This window comes from Pseudomonas lactucae, from assembly GCF_036688725.1.
Lineage (GTDB): Bacteria > Pseudomonadota > Gammaproteobacteria > Pseudomonadales > Pseudomonadaceae > Aquipseudomonas > Aquipseudomonas lactucae.
Genome location: NZ_JAQQPT010000013.1, coordinates 23,255 through 40,968, shown reverse-complemented (window position 1 = coordinate 40,968; position 17,714 = coordinate 23,255). Strand labels below are relative to the sequence as shown.

The following is a 17,714-nucleotide window of genomic DNA, read 5'->3' as shown; positions in this document are numbered from 1 at the left end:
GACGATTGGAGTGCTTCATGGCGAAAATCAACTTGGCCCAGCAATTGGCAACCACCCTTGAACAGGCGGGCATCAAGCGCATCTGGGGCCTGACCGGCGACAGCCTCAACGGCCTCACCGATGCCCTGCGCAGCATGGACAGCATCGAGTGGATGCACGTGCGCCACGAAGAAGTCGCCGCCTTCGCCGCCGGTGCCGAAGCGGCCGCCACGGGCGAACTGACGGTGTGCGCCGGCAGTTGCGGGCCGGGTAACCTGCATTTGATCAATGGTTTGTTCGACTGCCATCGCAATCATGTGCCGGTGCTGGCGATTGCCGCGCAAATCCCGTCCTCGGAGATTGGCCTCAACTATTTCCAGGAGACCCATCCCCAGGAGTTGTTCAAGGAGTGCAGCCACTTTATCGAACTGGTGAGCAACCCCGAGCAAATGCCCCAGGTGCTGCACCGCGCCATGCGCTCGGCGATCCTGAATCGCGGCGTGGCGGTAGTGGTGATCCCTGGGGATGTGTCGCTGCTGGAAGTGGAAGACACGCTCAAGCCCTGGCCTACCCTGCATGCGCCGCGCACCTTGCCGGCAGAGGCGGACCTGGTGCAACTGAGTGAGATCCTCAGCAGCAGTGAGAAAGTCACCCTGTTGTGCGGCAGCGGCTGTGCCGGTGCCCACGCGCAAGTGGTGGCCCTGGCCGACACACTCGGCGCGCCGGTGGTGCATGCCCTGCGCGGCAAGGAACATGTGGAATGGGACAACCCGTTCGACGTAGGCATGACTGGCCTGATCGGCTTCAGCTCCGGCTACCACGCCATGCTCAATTGCGACACGCTGATCATGCTCGGCACCGATTTTCCCTATCGCCAGTTCTACCCCACCGACGCAAAGATCATCCAGATCGACCGCGACCCTCAGGCGCTCGGCCGTCGCGCCACACTGGACCTGGGCATTGCCGCCGACGTGAGTGAAACCCTAGACGCCCTGTTGCCGCGCCTGACCCGCAAGACCGATCGAAGCTTTCTCGACACCTCTCTGAAGCATTATGAAAAAGCCCGCCAGGGCCTGGATGACCTGGCGCAACCGTCCAAGGCCAACCGGCCGATTCATCCGCAATATGTGGCGCGATTGCTCAGCGAACTGGCGGACGATGACGCGATTTTCACCGCCGATGTGGGTTCACCCACCGTCTGGGCCGCACGCTATCTGAAGATGAACGGCAAGCGCCGCCTGATCGGTTCGTTCAACCATGGCTCCATGGCGAACGCCATGCCCCAGGCCATCGGCGCACAGGCCGCGTTCCCTGGACGGCAGGTGATTTCCATGTCCGGCGACGGCGGTTTCGCCATGTTAATGGGGGACTTCATCTCACTGGCGCAGCTGAAATTGCCAGTAAAGGTCATCGTGTTCGATAACTCATCCCTGGGCTTTGTCGCCATGGAAATGAAAGCCGCCGGCTATCTGGACACCGGCACCGAGCTGAAAAACCCGGACTTTGCGGCGATGTCCAACGCCATGGGCATCCTCGGTATTCGCGTGGAGCAATCCGAAGACCTGGAGCCGGCCTTGCGCCGCGCCCTGGCCCATGACGGTCCGGTATTGGTGGACGTGGTGACGGCCACCCAGGAACTGGTGATGCCGCCGAGCATCAAGCTGGAACAGGCCAAGGGCTTCAGCCTGTATATGCTCAAGGCGGTGATGAGTGGGCGCGGGGATGAGGTGATTGAGTTGGCTCGGACCAACTGGTTGCGCTGAACCAAACATGTGGGAGGAGGCTTGCTCCCTCCCACATTGGCCCTCCCCCCTTCAGCCCTTGTGTTTTTCCACCCATTGGCCGTAGGCATCGATAAATGCCTGCAAGAATGGCTTGGTCTTTTCCGACACCTTGCCGGACTCATCAAACACATTGCCCGCGCCGCCCAGGTAGGCTTCCGGCTGCTGCATGCACCACACGTCCAGGAACACCAGGGACTGGCGCAGGTGGTGGTTGGCGCCAAACCCGCCAATCGCACCCGGCGACACGCTGATGATCGCTCCCGGCTTGCCGCTCCAGGCACTTTGCCCGTAAGGGCGCGAACCCACGTCAATCGCATTCTTCAACGGGGCCGGCACCGAACGGTTGTATTCCGGGGTCACGAACAGCACCGCGTCGGATGAGCTCACCTGCTTACGGAAAGTACTGTAGGCTGCCGGCGGTGAATCACCGTCGATGTCCTCGTTGTAGAGTGGCAAATCGCCGATTTCCACAATGTTCAACTGCAGATTGGCAGGGGCCAGTTCGGCCAATGCCAGGGCGACCTTGCGGTTGATCGACTGTTTTCTCAGGCTGCCAACCAGGACGGCAATCGTGTAGACCTTGCTCATTGAGGTTTCCCCGATGTCTGACTAAATGAGCTTGTAGTTATAGAGACTTCGCGGCGGCTTCACCAGAGGGCTTCGAGATTCTCCCCAAGTGTTTGCCTTACAGCACGCCGCGTAAGAAACGTCTTAACAAACCAACGAATAGTATTTTTTTTCCGTAGGCAAACTACCTCTCTTTATGACGGTCTACACCACCGTATATCGAGTGTTTATCTCCAGAGGTTCTAAACAGATGGCAGCAGTACTTGTCGGACAGTTCCATGCCAGAGACGCGGAAGGCCGTGTTTATTCAGTGCATGAGTTCCAGGAATCCAACCCGGCGCACGGCGACCTGGCTGGCTCGGCGCCCACCGTTACCTACAAGCTGGCCATTGGCGACCGTGTAGAAAAACTGGAAGGCGATGAGTTCAAACTGATTCAGTCGGGCACTATTCTTGTCCGCGAGTCGCAAACCACCCGCGCGTCATAAGTACCCGCCTTAACGACCTGCTCAGTCCTGGCCATTGATGGCATTGACTGGGCCGGCGGGATCAGGGGCGGCGGATCTCCGTCACTTCCATGCCCTGCTCGCCCTGCTTGAGCGTGACCATCAAGTGCCCCCGCTCGCCTTCCACGGCGTACATCGAGCGCGTATAGCCCGATTTGTCATAGGCGGGATACGCCTGCACCTGCCTGACCAGCGTGATATCCAGCACCGCCCCCACCTGCTCGGCGACCTCTTCCTGGGAACGGATGAACGCTTCAAGCGCCTGGGTCTGCGGCGTGGTTTCGTCTTGATTGCGCAAGAGATAAGCAGCCACGCAGCCGACGGTCACCAGGACCACCAGTTGCTTGACCGTTACCCCGAAAAATATCGAGGGTAGACGCATGTGAGACCAGACCTGTTTTTGTTGTAAGTGCCGGGGAACCGGCATTGGTCGTTGATGATCGATGCGTCATTCTAGTGGGGTCGTGGCCGAACGCCAGAGCTCCAGGCGACCTGCGCAGTCTTTTTTGCGCACACGACCCTGGACCATTGAATCCCCACCGCACTGCACATAGACTCCGGCCATGCGTTTACGTCATATCGAAGTGATTCAGGCCATCTTGCAGACCGGACACCTCGGCACGGCCGCCGAATGGTTGCAACTTCCCGTGGGCGATGTGGACGCGGCGCTCCAGGAGGCGGAGTTGCAATTGGGCTTCATGCTGTTTGCCAGCGTTCGCGGGCGCTTGCAGGCGACGCGGGAAACCCTGGAGTTGCAGGCGGCAATCGCCCATGTGTATGAAGCACTGGAGCCGGCGCAACGCCTGGCCAGCCGCCTGAAACACCATCATGCGCCGACCTTGCGCGCCCTGTGCACCCCGCCCCTTGCCAATCAACTGTTGCCGCAGAGCATTGCCGTTCTGCGCCGACGCTTCCAGGACACGCCGTGCAACCTGTCGAGCCAGCCAACCCGAGAGATCGTCAGGAGCCTGCTGCTGCATGAAGCGGATGTCGGCTTGAGCCTGCATGACCCGGAGCACCCGCAGATCCAAAGCCGCGTGCTGGCCCAAGGCAAACTCCAATTGCTCGCTCCCCACGGCTGGCTGAAACCCAGGCAGAAGTACATCGCCTTGCAGGACTTGGCCGGGCAGTCGATGATCGGGCTGGAAGGCCAGGACCCGCTGAGCCGCGCGCTGGATGCCAAACTGCAAGCCTTGCGCCCGCTGCCGGTGGTACAGACGCGGGTGCAGACCTACCAGATGATGCGCAGCATGGTCGAAGCGGGAGAAGGCCTGGCGATTGTCGACCCGTTTACCGCGTTCGGTGCGCGCGAGGCCGGGCTGGACGCCTGCCCGGTGTCACCGCCGTTGACGATCAGCCTGTATGCGCTGACGCTCAACGAAGGCATAGCCTCGCCGGCGTTGAATGCACTGATGGACATCGTCACGCAAAAGGCTGAAAGCCTGTTGGCCGGTTAAGTCTTGTCGACGTCGGTCTTGAACAGCCGATACCAGAAAATCGCCACTTCGCGGGTCTGCGGGTCGATGCCGCGATAGCGCAGATGGTCAATGCCGCCCATCACATAGCCGCAACGCTCATATAAACGACAGGCCCCCAGGTTATTGTTCTGGGTTTCGAGCATCATGCCCGGCAGGTTTTTCTTGCGACTCCAGAACTGCGCCACGTCCAGCAACGCCTTGGCCACACCGTGCCGGCGTGCGGGCAACGCCACGGCCAACTCATCGACGTGGGCAAAACCGTTCCAATTGGTGCTCACCACGACATGCCCCACCGGACGGTCGTCCAGGTAGGCCATGAAGATTGCACTGTCTGGCGCATCGCGAAAACTGGCGAACTCCTCGGGATCGATACCGTAGCACTTGCGGTACGGCAAGATGCGTTCCACAGGCCATTGATCGACCCGCTTCCCCATCTGCGGCTCACTGTAGGCGCTGACCTCGAAGCTGAAGTCATTGCCCCACACATAGGCGTCAAAGCCTTCGTCGGCGACCCGAACACTGAGCCCTGGGTACTTCGGGTTCATTACAGCGTGCATAAACATCCTTAACCTTTAATGCAATCGACGGTGTAACAACGACCACTGCCGTCGTCTTCGTGTTGCAATCCGTGAACATCGGCGACAAATCCGGGGAAACTGCTATCGAACGTGCGGGCAAATGCCAGGTAATCGATGATCGACCGCGTCGACTCCGTAAAGCGCTCGCCCGGCATGATCAACGGAATACCCGGCGGATAAGGCACCAGCATCACGGCTGCAATGCGTCCTGGCAAGGCGTCAATGCAAACCGCTTCCACTTCACCCCGTACCAACTGGTCGTACGCGTCGGCCGGTTTCATCGCAATTTCGGGCAGTACCGTGTACATGCGCTTGAGGTGCCTGGCCGTGGCGTTACTGCGATAGCAACTGTGCAACTGGTCGCACAGATCGCGCAGGCCCAGGCCCTGATAGCGCACCGGACCTTGGGCAAACACCGACGGCAAACAACTGGCCAGGCCGGCATTAGCGTCATAGTTGCGCTTGATCTCCAGCAATTCGGTGAGCAAGGTACTCCATTTGCCTTTGGTGATGCCCATGGAAAACAGCACCAGGAAGGAATAGAGACCGGTCTTTTCCACCACCAGCCCACGTTCCCAAAGGAATTTGCTCACCACCGCGGCAGGTATCCCGCGCTCGCTCAAGGCACCACCGGCGTTCAGACCGGGCATCACCAGCGTCACTTTGATCGGGTCCAGCAGTACGTAATCTTCAGCAACATCACCAAAGCCGTGCCAGTCGTCCTGGGGATGCAACAGCCAATCCGCGGTGGCGACGCGGTCAATGCCAGCCACCGACGGCGGCTGCCAGATGGAAAACCACCAGTCCTCGGCGTCGATATGCTGGCGCAGGTTGGCCAGGGCGCGGCGAAAGCTCAGGGCCTCGTCGAACATTTCCTGCAGCAACGAGCGCCCGGCCGGGCCTTCCATCATGGCCGAGGCCACGTCCAGCGAGGCGATGATGCTGTATTGCGGCGAGGTGGAGATATGCATCATGAACGCTTCGTTGAAACGGTCACGGTCCAGCTGGCGGGCGCCGCCGTCCTGCACATGGATCATCGACGCCTGGCTGAACGCCGCCAGCAGCTTGTGGGTGGAATGGGTGGTGAATACCAGCGGGCTGTCCGGGGTACGCGAGGTGCCCATGCCGTAGCGCCCGGCGAAAAATTCGTGGAACGCCGCATAGGCATACCAGGCTTCGTCGAAGTGCAACACCTCTACACTGTTGCCCAATTGCTGCTTGATCAGCTCGGCGTTGTAGCACAGGCCGTCGTAGGTGGAGTTGGTGACCACCGCCAGCTTCACTTTCGGCGCACGGCCACGGGTCAGGGGGCTCGAATCGATCTTGGCGCGGATCGACTCGGGGCTGAACTCACTCAGGGGTATCGGGCCGATGATGCCCAGCTCGTTGCGTTCCGGGCACAGGTACAACGGGATGGCGCCAGTCATGATGATCGAGTGCAACACCGACTTGTGGCAGTTGCGGTCCACCAGCACCAGGTCATCGCGGCCGACCATCGAGTGCCAGACGATCTTGTTGGCGGTGGACGTACCATTGATCACGAAGAAGGTGTGGTCGGCGCCGAAGTTGCGCGCGGCGCGGGCTTCGGCTTCGGCCAGAGGCCCGGTGTGGTCCAACAGCGACCCCAGCTCAGGCACTGATACGGATAAATCCGAACGCAGGGTGTTTTCCCCGAAGAACTGGTGAAACGCCTGCCCCACCGGGCTTTTGCGATACGCCACGCCGCCGCCATGGCCTGGGGTGTGCCAGGAATAATTGGAATCGGCGGTGTGCTGCACCAGGGCCTTGAAGAAGGGTGGCAGCAGGCCGTCAAGGTAGGTGCGTGCGGCGCGGGCCACTTGCCGGGCCAGAAACGGCACGGTGTCTTCGAACAGGTAAAGAATGCCGCGCAGTTGGTTGAGTTCGCTCATGGCATCGGCCGGCGCGTTCTCCAGGGTGACTTGCTCGCCCAGGGCAAAGATCGGCAGGTTGGGCGCCCGCACCCGTGCCAGGCGGATCAACTCGACCATGTTTTGCAGCAGGTGGGTATTTTCGCCTGCACCTTCGGCGGCGATCAGCATGCAGGCCAGGCCGTGATGGGTAGAAGCGACCAACCGGCCTTCGGCGTAGTCCATCGCAGAAAAGATACTGAAGCCCTCTTGCTCCAGCTCCCGGGCGATACCCCGGACCCGGTCGCCGGCCACCGTGTCGGCCTTGATGTCGCGATGTACTATAAGAACAGGAAACTTCAGGTCTTTGTACATGAGGGCAGGTAGTCCTTGGGGCTATGCACTCAAGGGTAGAAGCTGGGAGCGGATGTGGCGAATGAAGATTTCATCGGCAATGGAGATCGACTGTGGGGGGAGCAAGTCGAATCGTCGCACCGCCCCTCCCACATTTTGATTGGATCCCAACCAGGGTTACTGCTGGGTCAGTTGGGTCCACAACGCCGGCGCGCCCGCCGATTTGGCAATCGCTTCCAGCCGTGCCGCATGCTCGGCCATATCCTGCTCGCTGGCGCGAATGATGGTGGTCGGCTTGCGATCAGCCGGCAGGCGGCGGATTTCCGAAGGGCGGTTGCCCGAACCTTCCGCCGAACCGCTGCCGTCGGACGCATTACCGGCCAGGGACAGGCTGGTCTGCCCGCCGGTCATGGTCAGGTAAACGTCGGCGAGAATCTCGGAATCGAGCAAGGCGCCGTGGAGTTCACGGCCGGAGTTATCGACGCCATACCGCTTGCATAAGGCATCGAGGCTGTTGCGCTGGCCCGGGTGACGCTCACGCGCCATCATCAAGGTATCGAGGATCGAGCAGTGCCTGGAGATGTCCGCGCGATCGGTCTGCCCCATCAGGGCAAATTCGTTATTGATGAAACCGACGTCGAACGCCGCGTTATGAATGATCAGCTGGGCGCCGTTGATGAATTCGAAAAACTCATCAGCCACTTCGGCGAAACGCGGCTTGCCCTTGAGGAATTCGTCGGTGATGCCGTGGACGCCGATCGCACCTTCGTCACTGTCGCGGTCCGGTTGCAGGTAGACGTGGAAGTGACGCCCGGTAAGACGGCGACCCATGAGTTCGACACAGCCGATTTCAATGATCCGGTGGCCGTCGGTCACCGGCATGCCGGTGGTTTCGGTATCGAGTACAACAGATCGGATGGCCATCAGGGTTCAGCTCTCAACGGTGTCTTTCAAAGGGCGCGATATTACCACGTGATTCGGCATCAGCTCTGCTTGTAGCCCCGCACTTCATCCACACCACGGTTGGCGAGCTGGTCGGCGCGCTCGTTGCCGGGATGGCCGATGTGGCCGCGCACCCATTTCCAGGTGATGTCGTGGCGATTGCATTGCTCATCGAGCAATTGCCACAGGTCGGCATTCTTGACCGGTTCCTTGGCCGCGGTTTTCCAGCCGCGCTTCTTCCAGTTGACCATCCACTCATTGATGCCCTTCATCACGTATTGCGAGTCGGTTACCAGCAGCACGTTGCAGCGGCGCTTGAGTTCTTCCAGGCCGCGAATGGCGCCCATCAGTTCCATGCGGTTGTTGGTGGTGTTGGCTTCGCCGCCCCACAGTTCCTTCTCGACGCCCTTGCACACCAGCAAGGCGCCCCAGCCGCCGGGGCCCGGGTTGCCCTTGCAGGCGCCATCGGTGAAGAGTTCAACGCTATCGGTCATCGGTTACATCCATCAAAACAGGCGGGTCTGAAAATAAAAAGAGCTATTACGGCTGGCTTTGCTTGCGGTTGACCTTGGCCATCGGCATCGGCACCAGCTTGCCCATGGGTTGGCGCGCGACCTGGCGCACCGGCCGCAGCCCGACCACGATCTTGCGCGCCACCAATAGATAGAAGCCGCCGCCCGACAACTGCCAGGCGCCTGCACGGCGTTCCCAGCCGGCCAGGCGGCCCTGCCACGTGATCGAGGCAAGCGGCGGACGATAGCACCCGAAGCGGCGTTTCTCCAGCGCGAAGCCCAGCAGGTTCAGCCAGTCCGCTACCCGCGACGGCGCGATGCAGCGCGCCTGGCGCAGGCCATCATGGGCGAACACATGGCGTAGGCCCCACGTGCTCCAGGGGTTGATGCCGACAATCAGCAAATGGCCACCCGGACGGACGCTGCTCGCCGCTTCGCGCAGCAAACCGTGGGGCGACAGGCAGAAATCCAGGCCATGTTGCAACACCACCACATCGGCGGCGTGCTCGCTCAAGGGCCAGGCCTGCTCTTCGCAGACAATCTCCACCCCCGGCAACGGTGCGCCCAGGCGCACATTGCGTTGCACCTGGGGCGCAGGCGGCGGCGTCTGCGCGGAGGGGCCGTAATGCACCAGGTAACCACCAAAGAACCGACCCAGCTCGTCTTCGAGCATGTGCCGTTCCTCTTCCAGCAAAAATTGCCCGATCGGCCCGGACAACCATTCACGGGCTGCGCCGATCAGCGCCAGCCACTCGGGATCGGCCTGGGCGAACGCTTTATCAGTCATTGCATTCTCCAACTCGCCTAGACGTTCTAAGATGCACCAATGTGTTCAGCTTGGCGAATCGAAGAATGATACAGATCAGTGCCCTGCCCGCCTTCACCGATAACTACATCTGGTTGTTACAGGACCCGAAGACCCACCGCTGCGCCGTGGTCGACCCCGGCGATGCCGCACCGGTACAGGCCTGGCTCGAGCAAAACCCTGGATGGACCCTCAGCGACATCCTGGTCACTCACCATCACCACGACCATGTGGGCGGCGTCGAACAGCTGAAAAACATCACCGGCGCCAAGGTCTACGGCCCGGCCAATGAAAAAATTCCCGCGCGGGACATCGCCCTGCACGACCATGATCGCATCACGGTGCTGGGCTGGGATTTCGACGTGCATAGCGTACCCGGCCACACCCTGGGACATATCGCCTTCTATCACCCGGGCGTGCTGTTCTGCGGCGATACCCTGTTCGCCGCCGGCTGCGGTCGCCTGTTCGAAGGCACACCGGAACAGATGCATGCCTCGCTGACGCGCCTGGCTGCCTTGCCCGCCGACACCTTGGTGTACTGCACCCACGAATACACGCAAAGCAACCTCAAATTTGCCCAGGCGGTGGAGCCGCACAATGCCGATATTGCCGAACGGATGGAAGCCGTCCGCCAACTCAGGGCCCGAGACGAGATGACGTTACCGTCCGACCTGGCCCTGGAATTGCGCACCAACCCCTTTTTACGCACCGCTGAAACATCCGTTAAACAAAAAGCGGACGAACGGAATGGCCACGATAACCGCGCTGGGGCCGAGGTGTTTGCTAGCTTGAGGGCCTGGAAAGATAAGTTCTAACGGGATGCAATCTGATACGTAATTTCTGAATGGTTGACCGGAACCGAAGCGCTTTCTAGAATCGCCCGACATTTTTGCCCGGAACTTACTTCCAGCCAATGTCGTCACCTATTCGTAAATCCAACCATTCAGACGCATTGACCCGCCTGGCTCAAGCCGTGGCGGTGGGTGTCTGCGCAACGCTGGCGGGCTGCCAATCGACAAATTTCGCTGCACAATCCACCGTGCAACCCAAACCGAATCTTGCCGCCAAGATCAAGCAAAAACCCATCTGGCTCTCAGAGAAGCCCAGCCCCGAAGTGCCCCAGGATGTCTGGGAACGCATGCGCCGGGGCTTTCAATTGCAGGACAATCTCGGCGTCAACCCGCGCATCGAGCAACAGCGCCTGTGGTTCGCCAGCAACCCGTCGTTCCTGGAGAACGCCGGGGAACGCGGCAGCCTCTATATTCATTACATCGTCGAACGCCTTGAAGAACGCAACATGCCCCTGGAGCTGGCGCTGCTGCCAGTGATTGAAAGTGCCTACAACCCCATGGCCTATTCGCGCAGCGATGCGGTCGGCCTGTGGCAATTCATCCCCTCCACCGGGCGCTACTTCAACCTGCGCCAGACCCGCGCCTATGACGGCCGTCGCGACATCACCGCCTCCACCACCGCCGCCCTGGACTACCTGACCCGTCTGCACGATATGTTCAACGGCGACTGGCTGCTGGCGCTGGCCGCCTATAACGCGGGCGAAGGCACCGTGAGCCGGGCCATCGAGCGCAACGAAAAGCTCGGCCTGCCCACCGACTACTGGAACCTGCCGCTGCCGCAGGAAACCAAGGACTACGTGCCCAAGTTCCTGGCGCTGTCCCAGGTAGTGCTGGCTCCCGAGGCCTACGGTGTCAACCTGAACCCGATTGCCAACACACCCTATTTCGAAGTGGTGGAAGTCAAGCAAAGCATGGACCTGTCACGGGTCGCCGCGCTGGCGGAAATCGACGAAGACGAACTGTTCCAGCTCAACCCGGCCCTGAAGCAACGTACCACCCTGGATGGCCCCCAGCATCTGTTGGTACCGAGTTCCAAGGCGCAATTGCTCACCAGCACCCTTTCGACGATGAAGCCTGAAGAATTGCTGGCAATGCGCCCGAAAAAACAGGTGTTCGACGAAGTCGAGACTCCACGGGTGGCCGGGCGCACCCGCAGCTACAAGGTGCGCAACGGCGACAACCTCACGCTGATCGCCAAGGCCAACAAGGTCGACGTGCACGACCTGCAGCGCTGGAACCAGCTCAACGGCCAGGCACTCAAGGTCGGCCAGACCCTGGTGATGCAGGACACGCGCAAGGTAGCCACTTCCAAGCCCATGCAATACAAGGTCAAGAAAGGCGATTCGCTGTACATCGTCGCCAAGCGTTTCAACGTGGAGATGCAACATCTCAAGCGTTGGAACCCGCGTACCGGCCAGGCGTTGAAGCCGGGGCAGATGCTGGTGGTTTCCGGGCCGCGCTAAGACTTCAAACATAAAGGCAAAGCTTGCATGTGGCGAGGGAGCTTGCTCCCGCTGGGCTGCGCGGCAGCCCCAAAACGGGCACCCAGGAGGTAACTGGCTTACCTCATGATATTGGCAGCGCTCCGCGCTCCAGCGGGAGCAAGCTCCCTCGCCACCGCAAGCTCCCTCCCACATTGGATCTACATCATCCCAACTGGCTTTTTCCAACCGGAACAAGCTGTTACTGTACCGATCATAAAGCCCAAGCCGCCTGGATCGGATCTCTGACTTGAAGCGTCCCCTCCTTCTACTAATAAGTCTGGCCTTGAGCTTTTGCGCGAATGCGACGATAACCGAGAGCCATGGTTATACGCAGTTCGGCGTGCTCAAGTACCCGGCCAAATTCACCCATTTCGATTGGGTCAACCCTGCAGCGCCGAAAGGCGGCACGTTGCGGGTCATGGCATTTGGCACCTTCGATACGCTCAACCCCTACACCTTCAAGGGCTCGAGCCCGGTTTCCACCCCCAATTTCCTGCAGTACGGCGTCAATGAGCTGAACGAACCGTTGATGGTCGGCACCGGCCAGTACGCGCCGTCCGGCGATGAGCCAACCTCCAGCTATGGGCTGATAGCGCAGTCGGTGGAATACAGCGAGGACCGCAGCTGGGTGGTGTTCAACCTGCGTCCGCAGGCACGCTTCCACGATGGCAAGCCGATCACCGCCGAAGACGTGGCGTTTTCCTACCGCACCCTGCTGACTGAAGGCCACCCGCAGTACCGCACCAACCTGCAGGAAGTCGCGCGGGTGGATGTGCTTGACCCTCACCGCATCCGCTTTGTGTTCAAGCGCGCCGGCAACCCGCTACTGATCCTGCGCCTGGGCGAGTTGCCGGTGTTGCCCCAGCACTATTGGAAGCACCGCGATTTCAAGGCCACCACCTTCGAACCACCGCTGGGCAGCGGGCCGTACCGCGTCAGCAAGGTCACCCCAGGCCGGCAACTGGTGTTCGAACGGGTCAAGGATTACTGGGGCAAGGACCTGCCGGTCAACCAGGGTTTCTATAACTACGACAAGGTCGAAGTGGAGTTCTATCGCGACAGCGACGTGGCGTTCGAAGCCTTCAAGGCCGGCGAATTCGACATCTACATCGAGCACCAGGCCAAGAACTGGGCCAATGGCTACAATTTCCCGGCGGTGAACCGCGGCGAAGTGATCAAGGCGCAGATCGCGCACCAGATCCCGACTCAGAGCCAAGGCCTGTTCATGAACACGCGGCGGCCGACGTTCAGCCAGACCAAGGTGCGCGAAGCCCTGGGGCTGATGTTCGACTTCGAGTGGACCAACCGCACCCTGTTCAGCAACGCCTATAAACGTACCTTGAGCTACTACCCCAACAGCGAATTCTCGGCGACCGGCCTGCCGGTGGGCCACGAATGGCTGATGCTCTCGCCCTACCGTGAGCAGTTGCCGGCCAACCTGTTCACCCAGCCGTTCAGCCTGCCGCAGACCGACGGACGCGGCATCCCCCGCGATACCATGCGTCGCGCGCTGGCGCTGCTCGGCGATGCCGGCTGGAAGCTGTCCGGCCAACGCCTGCTCAACAAGGACGGCCAACCGCTGCGCCTGGAGATATTGCTGGTCAACCCGAACCTGGAGCGCATCCTGCAGCCCTATGTCGAGAACCTGATCAGTATCGGCATCGACGCACGCCTGCGCACCGTCGACCGCGCCCAGTACAAGCAACGCCTGGATCAGTTCGACTTCGACATGATCCTGATTACCCTCAACCAGACCTTGAGCCCCGGCCTTGAGCAGTGGCAGTACTTTCATTCCAGCCAGGCCGCGATCAAGGGCAGCAAGAACTACGCAGGCATCGCCAACCCCATCGTCGACCACCTGCTGGAACAACTGCTGGCGGCGCAGACCCGCGAAGAACAACTGGCCGCCGGGCGCGCCCTGGACCGGGTGCTGCTGTGGCAGCACTACAGCATTCCCAACTGGTACCTCAACTATCATCGCTTGGCGTACCGCAACCGGTTCGCCTTTGTCGCCACGCCGCCCTACAGCCTGGGCCTGAGCGCATGGTGGCTGAAAGCTTCGGAGAAAGCCCAATGATGTATTTGCGCAACGCTCTGATCAGCACCTTTTTACTCTGCAGCGCCGCCCAAGCGGCGCCGCAACACGCGCTGACGCTGTATAACGAACCGCCCAAATACCCGGCCAATTTCAAGCACACCGATTACGTCAACCCGGACGCCCCCAAGGGCGGGACGTTTCGCGAATCGAGCCTGGCCGGTTTCGACAGCTTCAACCCGTTTATCAGCAAAGGTGTCCCCGCCGACAATATCGGCCTGATCTACGACACCCTGGCGACCCAAAGCCTGGACGAGCCGTTCACCGAATACGGCTTGGTGGCCGGCAAGATCGAAAAAGCCCCGGACAACAGCTGGGTACGCTTTTACCTGCGCCCCGAGGCGCGCTTCCACGACGGCCATCCCATGCGCGCCGACGACGTGGTGTTCAGCTTCCAGACCTTGATCAAGGACGGCACCCCGCTCTACCGCACCTATTACGCGGATGTCGACGAAGTGATCGCCGAAGACCCGTTGCGGGTGCTGTTCAAGTTCAAGCGCACCAATAACCGCGAACTGCCGCTGATCCTCGGCCAGTTGCCGGTGCTGCCCAAACATTGGTGGGCCACGCGCGACTTCACCAAGGGCAACCTGGAATTCCCCCTCGGCAGCGGCCCCTACAAAGTGGCGCAGGTCAACGCCGGACGCTCGGTGCGCTACGAGCGAGTCAAAGACTATTGGGGCAAAGACCTGCCGATCAACAAGGGCCTGTACAATTTCGACCAGCGCATCACTGACTACTATCGCGATGCGACGGTGGCCCTGGAAGCGCTCAAGGCCGGGCAGTTCGATTACTGGGCCGAATTCAGTGCTAAGAACTGGGCCAACGCCTACAACGTTCCCGCCGTAGCGCAAGGCCGTCTGATCAAAGAAGAGATCCCCAACGGCAACCCCACCGGCATGCAGGGCTTCGTGTTCAACACGCGCAAGCCCATGTTCCAGGACGTGCGTGTGCGCAAGGCCATCAGCCTGTTGCTGGATTTCGAGTGGAGTAACAAGCAACTGTTCAACGGTGCCTACACCCGCACCCGCAGCTACTTCGAAAACTCCGACATGGCCGCCACCGGCTTGCCTGGCCCCGACGAGCTGAAAATTCTCGAACCGCTGCGCGACAAGATCCCGCCCCAGGTGTTTACCGAAGCCTTCGAGCCGGCCAAGACCGACGGCAGCGGCATGATCCGCGCCCAGCAGCGCGAGGCGTACCAGTTGTTGCAGGAAGCCGGCTGGAAAATCGTCGACGACAAAATGGTCGACACCACCGGCAAACCGGTGACCATCGAGTTCCTGCTGGCCCAGACCGAGTTCGAGCGCATCCTGCTGCCGTTCAAACGCAACCTCGCCGACCTGGGCATCGACCTGGTGATTCGCCGGGTAGACGTCTCGCAATTCGTCACCCGCCTACGGTCGCGGGATTTCGACATGCTCGTGGGCAGCTTTCCACAATCTTCGTCGCCGGGTAACGAACAGCGCGAATTCTGGAAATCCACCAGCGCCGACAAACCCGGCAGCCGCAATTACATGGGCCTCAAAGACCCGGCCGTCGATCAGTTGGTGGAACAGTTGATCGATTCAGACACCCGCGCCAGCCTGATCGCCCATGCCAGGGCCCTGGACCGCGTGCTGCAATTTGGCTACTACGTGATCCCCAACTGGCATATCAAGACTTTCCGCGTGGCTTACTGGAACAACCTCGGTCATCCAAAGGTGTCACCGCTGTATGACGTCGGCATCTCCACCTGGTGGAGCAAGCCCAACGTGCCGCCGGCAATGGCCCCAGAACCCCAAACGAGCGCCGACACGGCGAGCGGAGGCGATTAAATGCTGGCTTATATTCTTCGCCGCCTGTTATTGATCATCCCCACGCTGTTCGGGATTTTGCTGATCAACTTCGTCATCATCCAGGCCGCCCCCGGTGGCCCGGTGGAGCAAATGATCGCCAAGCTCGAAGGCTTTGACGGCGCCACCAGCCGCATCGCCGGTGGCGGTGCCGAAGTGGCGGTGGCCGGCTCCAGCTACCGTGGCGCCCAGGGCCTGGACCCGGCGCTGATCAAGGAAATCGAGAAGATGTACGGCTTCGACAAGTCGGCGCCGGAACGTTTGTGGATCATGGTCAAGAACTACGCCCGCCTGGATTTCGGCGACAGTTTCTTCCGCGACGCCAAGGTCATCGACCTGATCAAGGAAAAGATGCCGGTGTCCATCTCCCTGGGGTTATGGAGCACGCTGATCATGTACTTGGTGTCGATCCCGCTCGGGATCGCCAAAGCCACGCGACACGGCAGCCATTTCGATGTGTGGACCAGTTCGGCGATCATCGTCGGCTATGCGATCCCGGCGTTCCTGTTCGCCATCCTGCTGATCGTGGTGTTTGCCGGCGGCAGTTATTTCGATTGGTTCCCACTGCGCGGGCTCACCTCGAATAACTTCGACGAACTGAGCTGGGGCGGCAAGATTCTCGATTACTTCTGGCACCTGGCGTTGCCCATCACCGCGCTGGTGATCGGTAACTTCGCGACCATGACGCTGCTGACCAAAAACAGCTTTCTCGACGAGATCAACAAGCAGTACGTGGTCACCGCCAGGGCCAAGGGCCTGACCAACCACCGCGTGCTGTACGGGCATGTGTTCCGCAACGCCATGCTGTTGGTGATCGCCGGTTTCCCCTCGGCCTTTATCGGTATCTTCTTCACCGGCTCCTTGCTGGTGGAAGTGATCTTCTCTCTCGACGGCCTGGGCCTGATGAGCTTTGAAGCGGCGATCAACCGCGATTACCCGGTGGTGTTCGGCACGCTGTTCATCTTCACCCTGCTGGGGTTGATCGTGAAACTGATCGGCGACCTCACCTATACCCTGGTCGATCCGCGCATCGACTTCGCCAGCCGGGAGCATTGAGATGAACCTGTCCCCCCTCAATCGCCGCCGGTTCGAGCGGTTCAAGACCAACAAGCGCGGCTGGTGGTCGCTGTGGCTGTTCCTGATCCTGTTCGTGCTCAGCCTGGGCGCGGAGCTGATCGCCAACGACAAACCGCTGGCCGTGCACTATGACGGCGGCTGGTATTTCCCGGCGCTCAAGCGCTACCCGGAAACCACCTTTGGCGGCGAATTCCCGTTGGAGGCCAACTACAAGAGCCCGTATATCCGCGAACTGCTCAAGGCCAAGGACGCCTGGACTCTGTGGGCGCCGATCCCGTTCAGCTACCAGAGCATCAACTACGACCTGAGAGTACCGGCCCCTGCGCCGCCTTCGAGCGTCAACCTGCTGGGCACCGATGACCAGGGCCGCGATGTGCTGGCGCGGGTGATCTACGGTTTTCGCGTGTCGGTACTGTTTGCCCTGACCTTGACCGTGCTCAGCTCGATCATCGGCGTGATCGCCGGAGCCTTGCAGGGCTTTTATGGCGGGTGGGTCGACCTCGCCGGGCAGCGCTTCCTGGAGATCTGGTCCGGGCTGCCGGTGCTGTACCTGCTGATCATCCTCGCCAGTTTTGTGCAGCCCAACTTCTGGTGGCTGCTGGGGATCATGCTGTTGTTCTCGTGGATGAGCCTGGTGGATGTGGTGCGCGCCGAGTTCCTGCGTGGGCGCAACCTTGAATACGTGCGCGCGGCCAGGGCCCTGGGGATGCGGAACGGCGCGATCATGTTCCGCCATATACTGCCCAACGCCATGGTCTCGACCATGACCTTCATGCCGTTCATTCTCACCGGCGCCATCGGCACCCTCACCGCCCTGGACTTCCTCGGCTTCGGCTTGCCCGCCGGTTCACCGTCGCTGGGCGAACTGGTGGCCCAAGGCAAATCCAACCTGCAGGCGCCCTGGCTGGGCATGAGCGCGTTTGCCGTGCTGGCGATCATGTTGAGTTTGCTGGTGTTTATCGGCGAGTCCGCTCGCGATGCCTTCGACCCGAGGAAATGA

At 60.8% G+C, this 17,714-nt stretch carries 16 protein-coding genes; 9 read left to right on the top strand and 7 right to left on the bottom strand.

The window, feature by feature from the left end; all coding sequences use genetic code 11:
* Positions 1–17: 17 nt before the first annotated feature.
* The gene (gene poxB / locus V6M90_RS16315; protein WP_141064438.1) at positions 18–1,742 is read left to right on the top strand and encodes a ubiquinone-dependent pyruvate dehydrogenase; all 1,725 of its coding nucleotides are present in this window, start codon (positions 18–20) and stop codon (positions 1,740–1,742) included.
* Positions 1,743–1,793: 51 nt separating this feature from the next.
* On the opposite strand, the gene V6M90_RS16310 is transcribed toward poxB, so the two are convergent.
* A complete protein-coding gene (locus V6M90_RS16310; RefSeq protein ID WP_003173579.1) occupies positions 1,794–2,351 on the bottom strand; it encodes an NADPH-dependent FMN reductase in 558 nt (185 codons plus the stop codon).
* 229 nt (positions 2,352–2,580) lie between these two features.
* Between V6M90_RS16310 and V6M90_RS16305 the strand changes: the two genes are divergently transcribed.
* Positions 2,581–2,817, top strand: a complete 237-nt coding sequence (locus tag V6M90_RS16305; RefSeq protein ID WP_042944582.1) for a hypothetical protein — start codon at positions 2,581–2,583, stop codon at positions 2,815–2,817.
* 61 nt (positions 2,818–2,878) lie between these two features.
* Here the strand turns inward: V6M90_RS16305 and V6M90_RS16300 are convergent, their stop codons facing one another.
* A complete protein-coding gene (locus V6M90_RS16300; protein WP_003173577.1) occupies positions 2,879–3,217 on the bottom strand; it encodes a hypothetical protein in 339 nt (112 codons plus the stop codon).
* 181 nt (positions 3,218–3,398) lie between these two features.
* Here V6M90_RS16300 and V6M90_RS16295 point away from each other — a divergent pair, with 181 nt between their 5' ends.
* On the top strand, positions 3,399–4,292 hold the full coding sequence (locus tag V6M90_RS16295; RefSeq protein WP_332846774.1) for a LysR substrate-binding domain-containing protein: 894 nt from the start codon (positions 3,399–3,401) through the stop codon (positions 4,290–4,292).
* Here the strand turns inward: V6M90_RS16295 and V6M90_RS16290 are convergent.
* The 5 genes from V6M90_RS16290 to V6M90_RS16270 all read right to left on the bottom strand — a co-directional run bounded on the left by V6M90_RS16290 (position 4,289) and on the right by V6M90_RS16270 (position 9,354).
* Entirely contained in the window at positions 4,289–4,858 is a 570-nt protein-coding gene (locus V6M90_RS16290) for a GNAT family N-acetyltransferase (RefSeq protein ID WP_042944580.1), read from the bottom strand. The two genes, V6M90_RS16295 and V6M90_RS16290, sit on opposite strands and share 4 nt — an antisense overlap.
* 20 nt (positions 4,859–4,878) lie before the next feature.
* The gene (locus V6M90_RS16285) at positions 4,879–7,134 is read right to left on the bottom strand and encodes an Orn/Lys/Arg family decarboxylase (protein WP_332846773.1); all 2,256 of its coding nucleotides are present in this window, start codon (positions 7,132–7,134) and stop codon (positions 4,879–4,881) included.
* A 156-nt stretch (positions 7,135–7,290) separates the two neighbouring features.
* Entirely contained in the window at positions 7,291–8,031 is a 741-nt protein-coding gene (gene dnaQ, locus V6M90_RS16280; RefSeq protein WP_176156633.1) for a DNA polymerase III subunit epsilon, read from the bottom strand.
* A 65-nt stretch (positions 8,032–8,096) separates the two neighbouring features.
* On the bottom strand, positions 8,097–8,549 hold the full coding sequence (gene rnhA / locus V6M90_RS16275; protein ID WP_003173571.1) for a ribonuclease HI: 453 nt from the start codon (positions 8,547–8,549) through the stop codon (positions 8,097–8,099).
* Between the two features lie 46 nt (positions 8,550–8,595).
* Positions 8,596–9,354, bottom strand: a complete 759-nt coding sequence (locus V6M90_RS16270; RefSeq protein WP_003173570.1) for a class I SAM-dependent methyltransferase — start codon at positions 9,352–9,354, stop codon at positions 8,596–8,598.
* Between the two features lie 65 nt (positions 9,355–9,419).
* On the opposite strand from V6M90_RS16270, the gene gloB reads away from it, so the two are divergent.
* From gloB to V6M90_RS16240, 6 genes are all read left to right on the top strand, one after another.
* The gene (gene gloB, locus V6M90_RS16265) at positions 9,420–10,187 is read left to right on the top strand and encodes a hydroxyacylglutathione hydrolase (RefSeq protein ID WP_003173569.1); all 768 of its coding nucleotides are present in this window, start codon (positions 9,420–9,422) and stop codon (positions 10,185–10,187) included.
* Positions 10,188–10,285: 98 nt separating this feature from the next.
* Entirely contained in the window at positions 10,286–11,686 is a 1,401-nt protein-coding gene (locus tag V6M90_RS16260) for a lytic transglycosylase domain-containing protein (RefSeq protein ID WP_332846772.1), read from the top strand.
* 268 nt (positions 11,687–11,954) lie between these two features.
* Positions 11,955–13,784, top strand: coding sequence for an extracellular solute-binding protein (locus tag V6M90_RS16255; RefSeq protein ID WP_332846771.1), 1,830 nt, complete (start codon positions 11,955–11,957; stop codon positions 13,782–13,784).
* Entirely contained in the window at positions 13,781–15,619 is a 1,839-nt protein-coding gene (locus V6M90_RS16250) for an extracellular solute-binding protein (RefSeq protein ID WP_305429386.1), read from the top strand. The genes V6M90_RS16255 and V6M90_RS16250 overlap by 4 nt, the downstream gene beginning before the upstream one ends.
* Positions 15,620–16,693 (top strand): microcin C ABC transporter permease YejB, encoded by a 1,074-nt coding sequence (locus V6M90_RS16245; protein ID WP_078824380.1) that lies wholly within the window; start codon positions 15,620–15,622, stop codon positions 16,691–16,693.
* A 1-nt stretch (position 16,694) separates the two neighbouring features.
* Entirely contained in the window at positions 16,695–17,714 is a 1,020-nt protein-coding gene (locus tag V6M90_RS16240) for an ABC transporter permease (RefSeq protein ID WP_003173563.1), read from the top strand.

What these genes read in the sequence shown, in the direction of transcription:
- poxB (WP_141064438.1), top strand. Translation starts at nt 18, where the DNA reads ATGGCGAAAATCAACTTGGCCCAGCAATTGGCAACCACCCTTGAACAG.
- V6M90_RS16310 (WP_003173579.1), bottom strand. Translation starts at nt 2,351, where the DNA reads ATGAGCAAGGTCTACACGATTGCCGTCCTGGTTGGCAGCCTGAGAAAA.
- V6M90_RS16305 (WP_042944582.1), top strand. Translation starts at nt 2,581, where the DNA reads ATGGCAGCAGTACTTGTCGGACAGTTCCATGCCAGAGACGCGGAAGGC.
- V6M90_RS16300 (WP_003173577.1), bottom strand. Translation starts at nt 3,217, where the DNA reads ATGCGTCTACCCTCGATATTTTTCGGGGTAACGGTCAAGCAACTGGTG.
- V6M90_RS16295 (WP_332846774.1), top strand. Translation starts at nt 3,399, where the DNA reads ATGCGTTTACGTCATATCGAAGTGATTCAGGCCATCTTGCAGACCGGA.
- V6M90_RS16290 (WP_042944580.1), bottom strand. Translation starts at nt 4,858, where the DNA reads ATGAACCCGAAGTACCCAGGGCTCAGTGTTCGGGTCGCCGACGAAGGC.
- V6M90_RS16285 (WP_332846773.1), bottom strand. Translation starts at nt 7,134, where the DNA reads ATGTACAAAGACCTGAAGTTTCCTGTTCTTATAGTACATCGCGACATC.
- rnhA (WP_003173571.1), bottom strand. Translation starts at nt 8,549, where the DNA reads ATGACCGATAGCGTTGAACTCTTCACCGATGGCGCCTGCAAGGGCAAC.
- V6M90_RS16270 (WP_003173570.1), bottom strand. Translation starts at nt 9,354, where the DNA reads ATGACTGATAAAGCGTTCGCCCAGGCCGATCCCGAGTGGCTGGCGCTG.
- gloB (WP_003173569.1), top strand. Translation starts at nt 9,420, where the DNA reads ATGATACAGATCAGTGCCCTGCCCGCCTTCACCGATAACTACATCTGG.
- V6M90_RS16260 (WP_332846772.1), top strand. Translation starts at nt 10,286, where the DNA reads ATGTCGTCACCTATTCGTAAATCCAACCATTCAGACGCATTGACCCGC.
- V6M90_RS16250 (WP_305429386.1), top strand. Translation starts at nt 13,781, where the DNA reads ATGATGTATTTGCGCAACGCTCTGATCAGCACCTTTTTACTCTGCAGC.
- V6M90_RS16245 (WP_078824380.1), top strand. Translation starts at nt 15,620, where the DNA reads ATGCTGGCTTATATTCTTCGCCGCCTGTTATTGATCATCCCCACGCTG.
- V6M90_RS16240 (WP_003173563.1), top strand. Translation starts at nt 16,695, where the DNA reads ATGAACCTGTCCCCCCTCAATCGCCGCCGGTTCGAGCGGTTCAAGACC.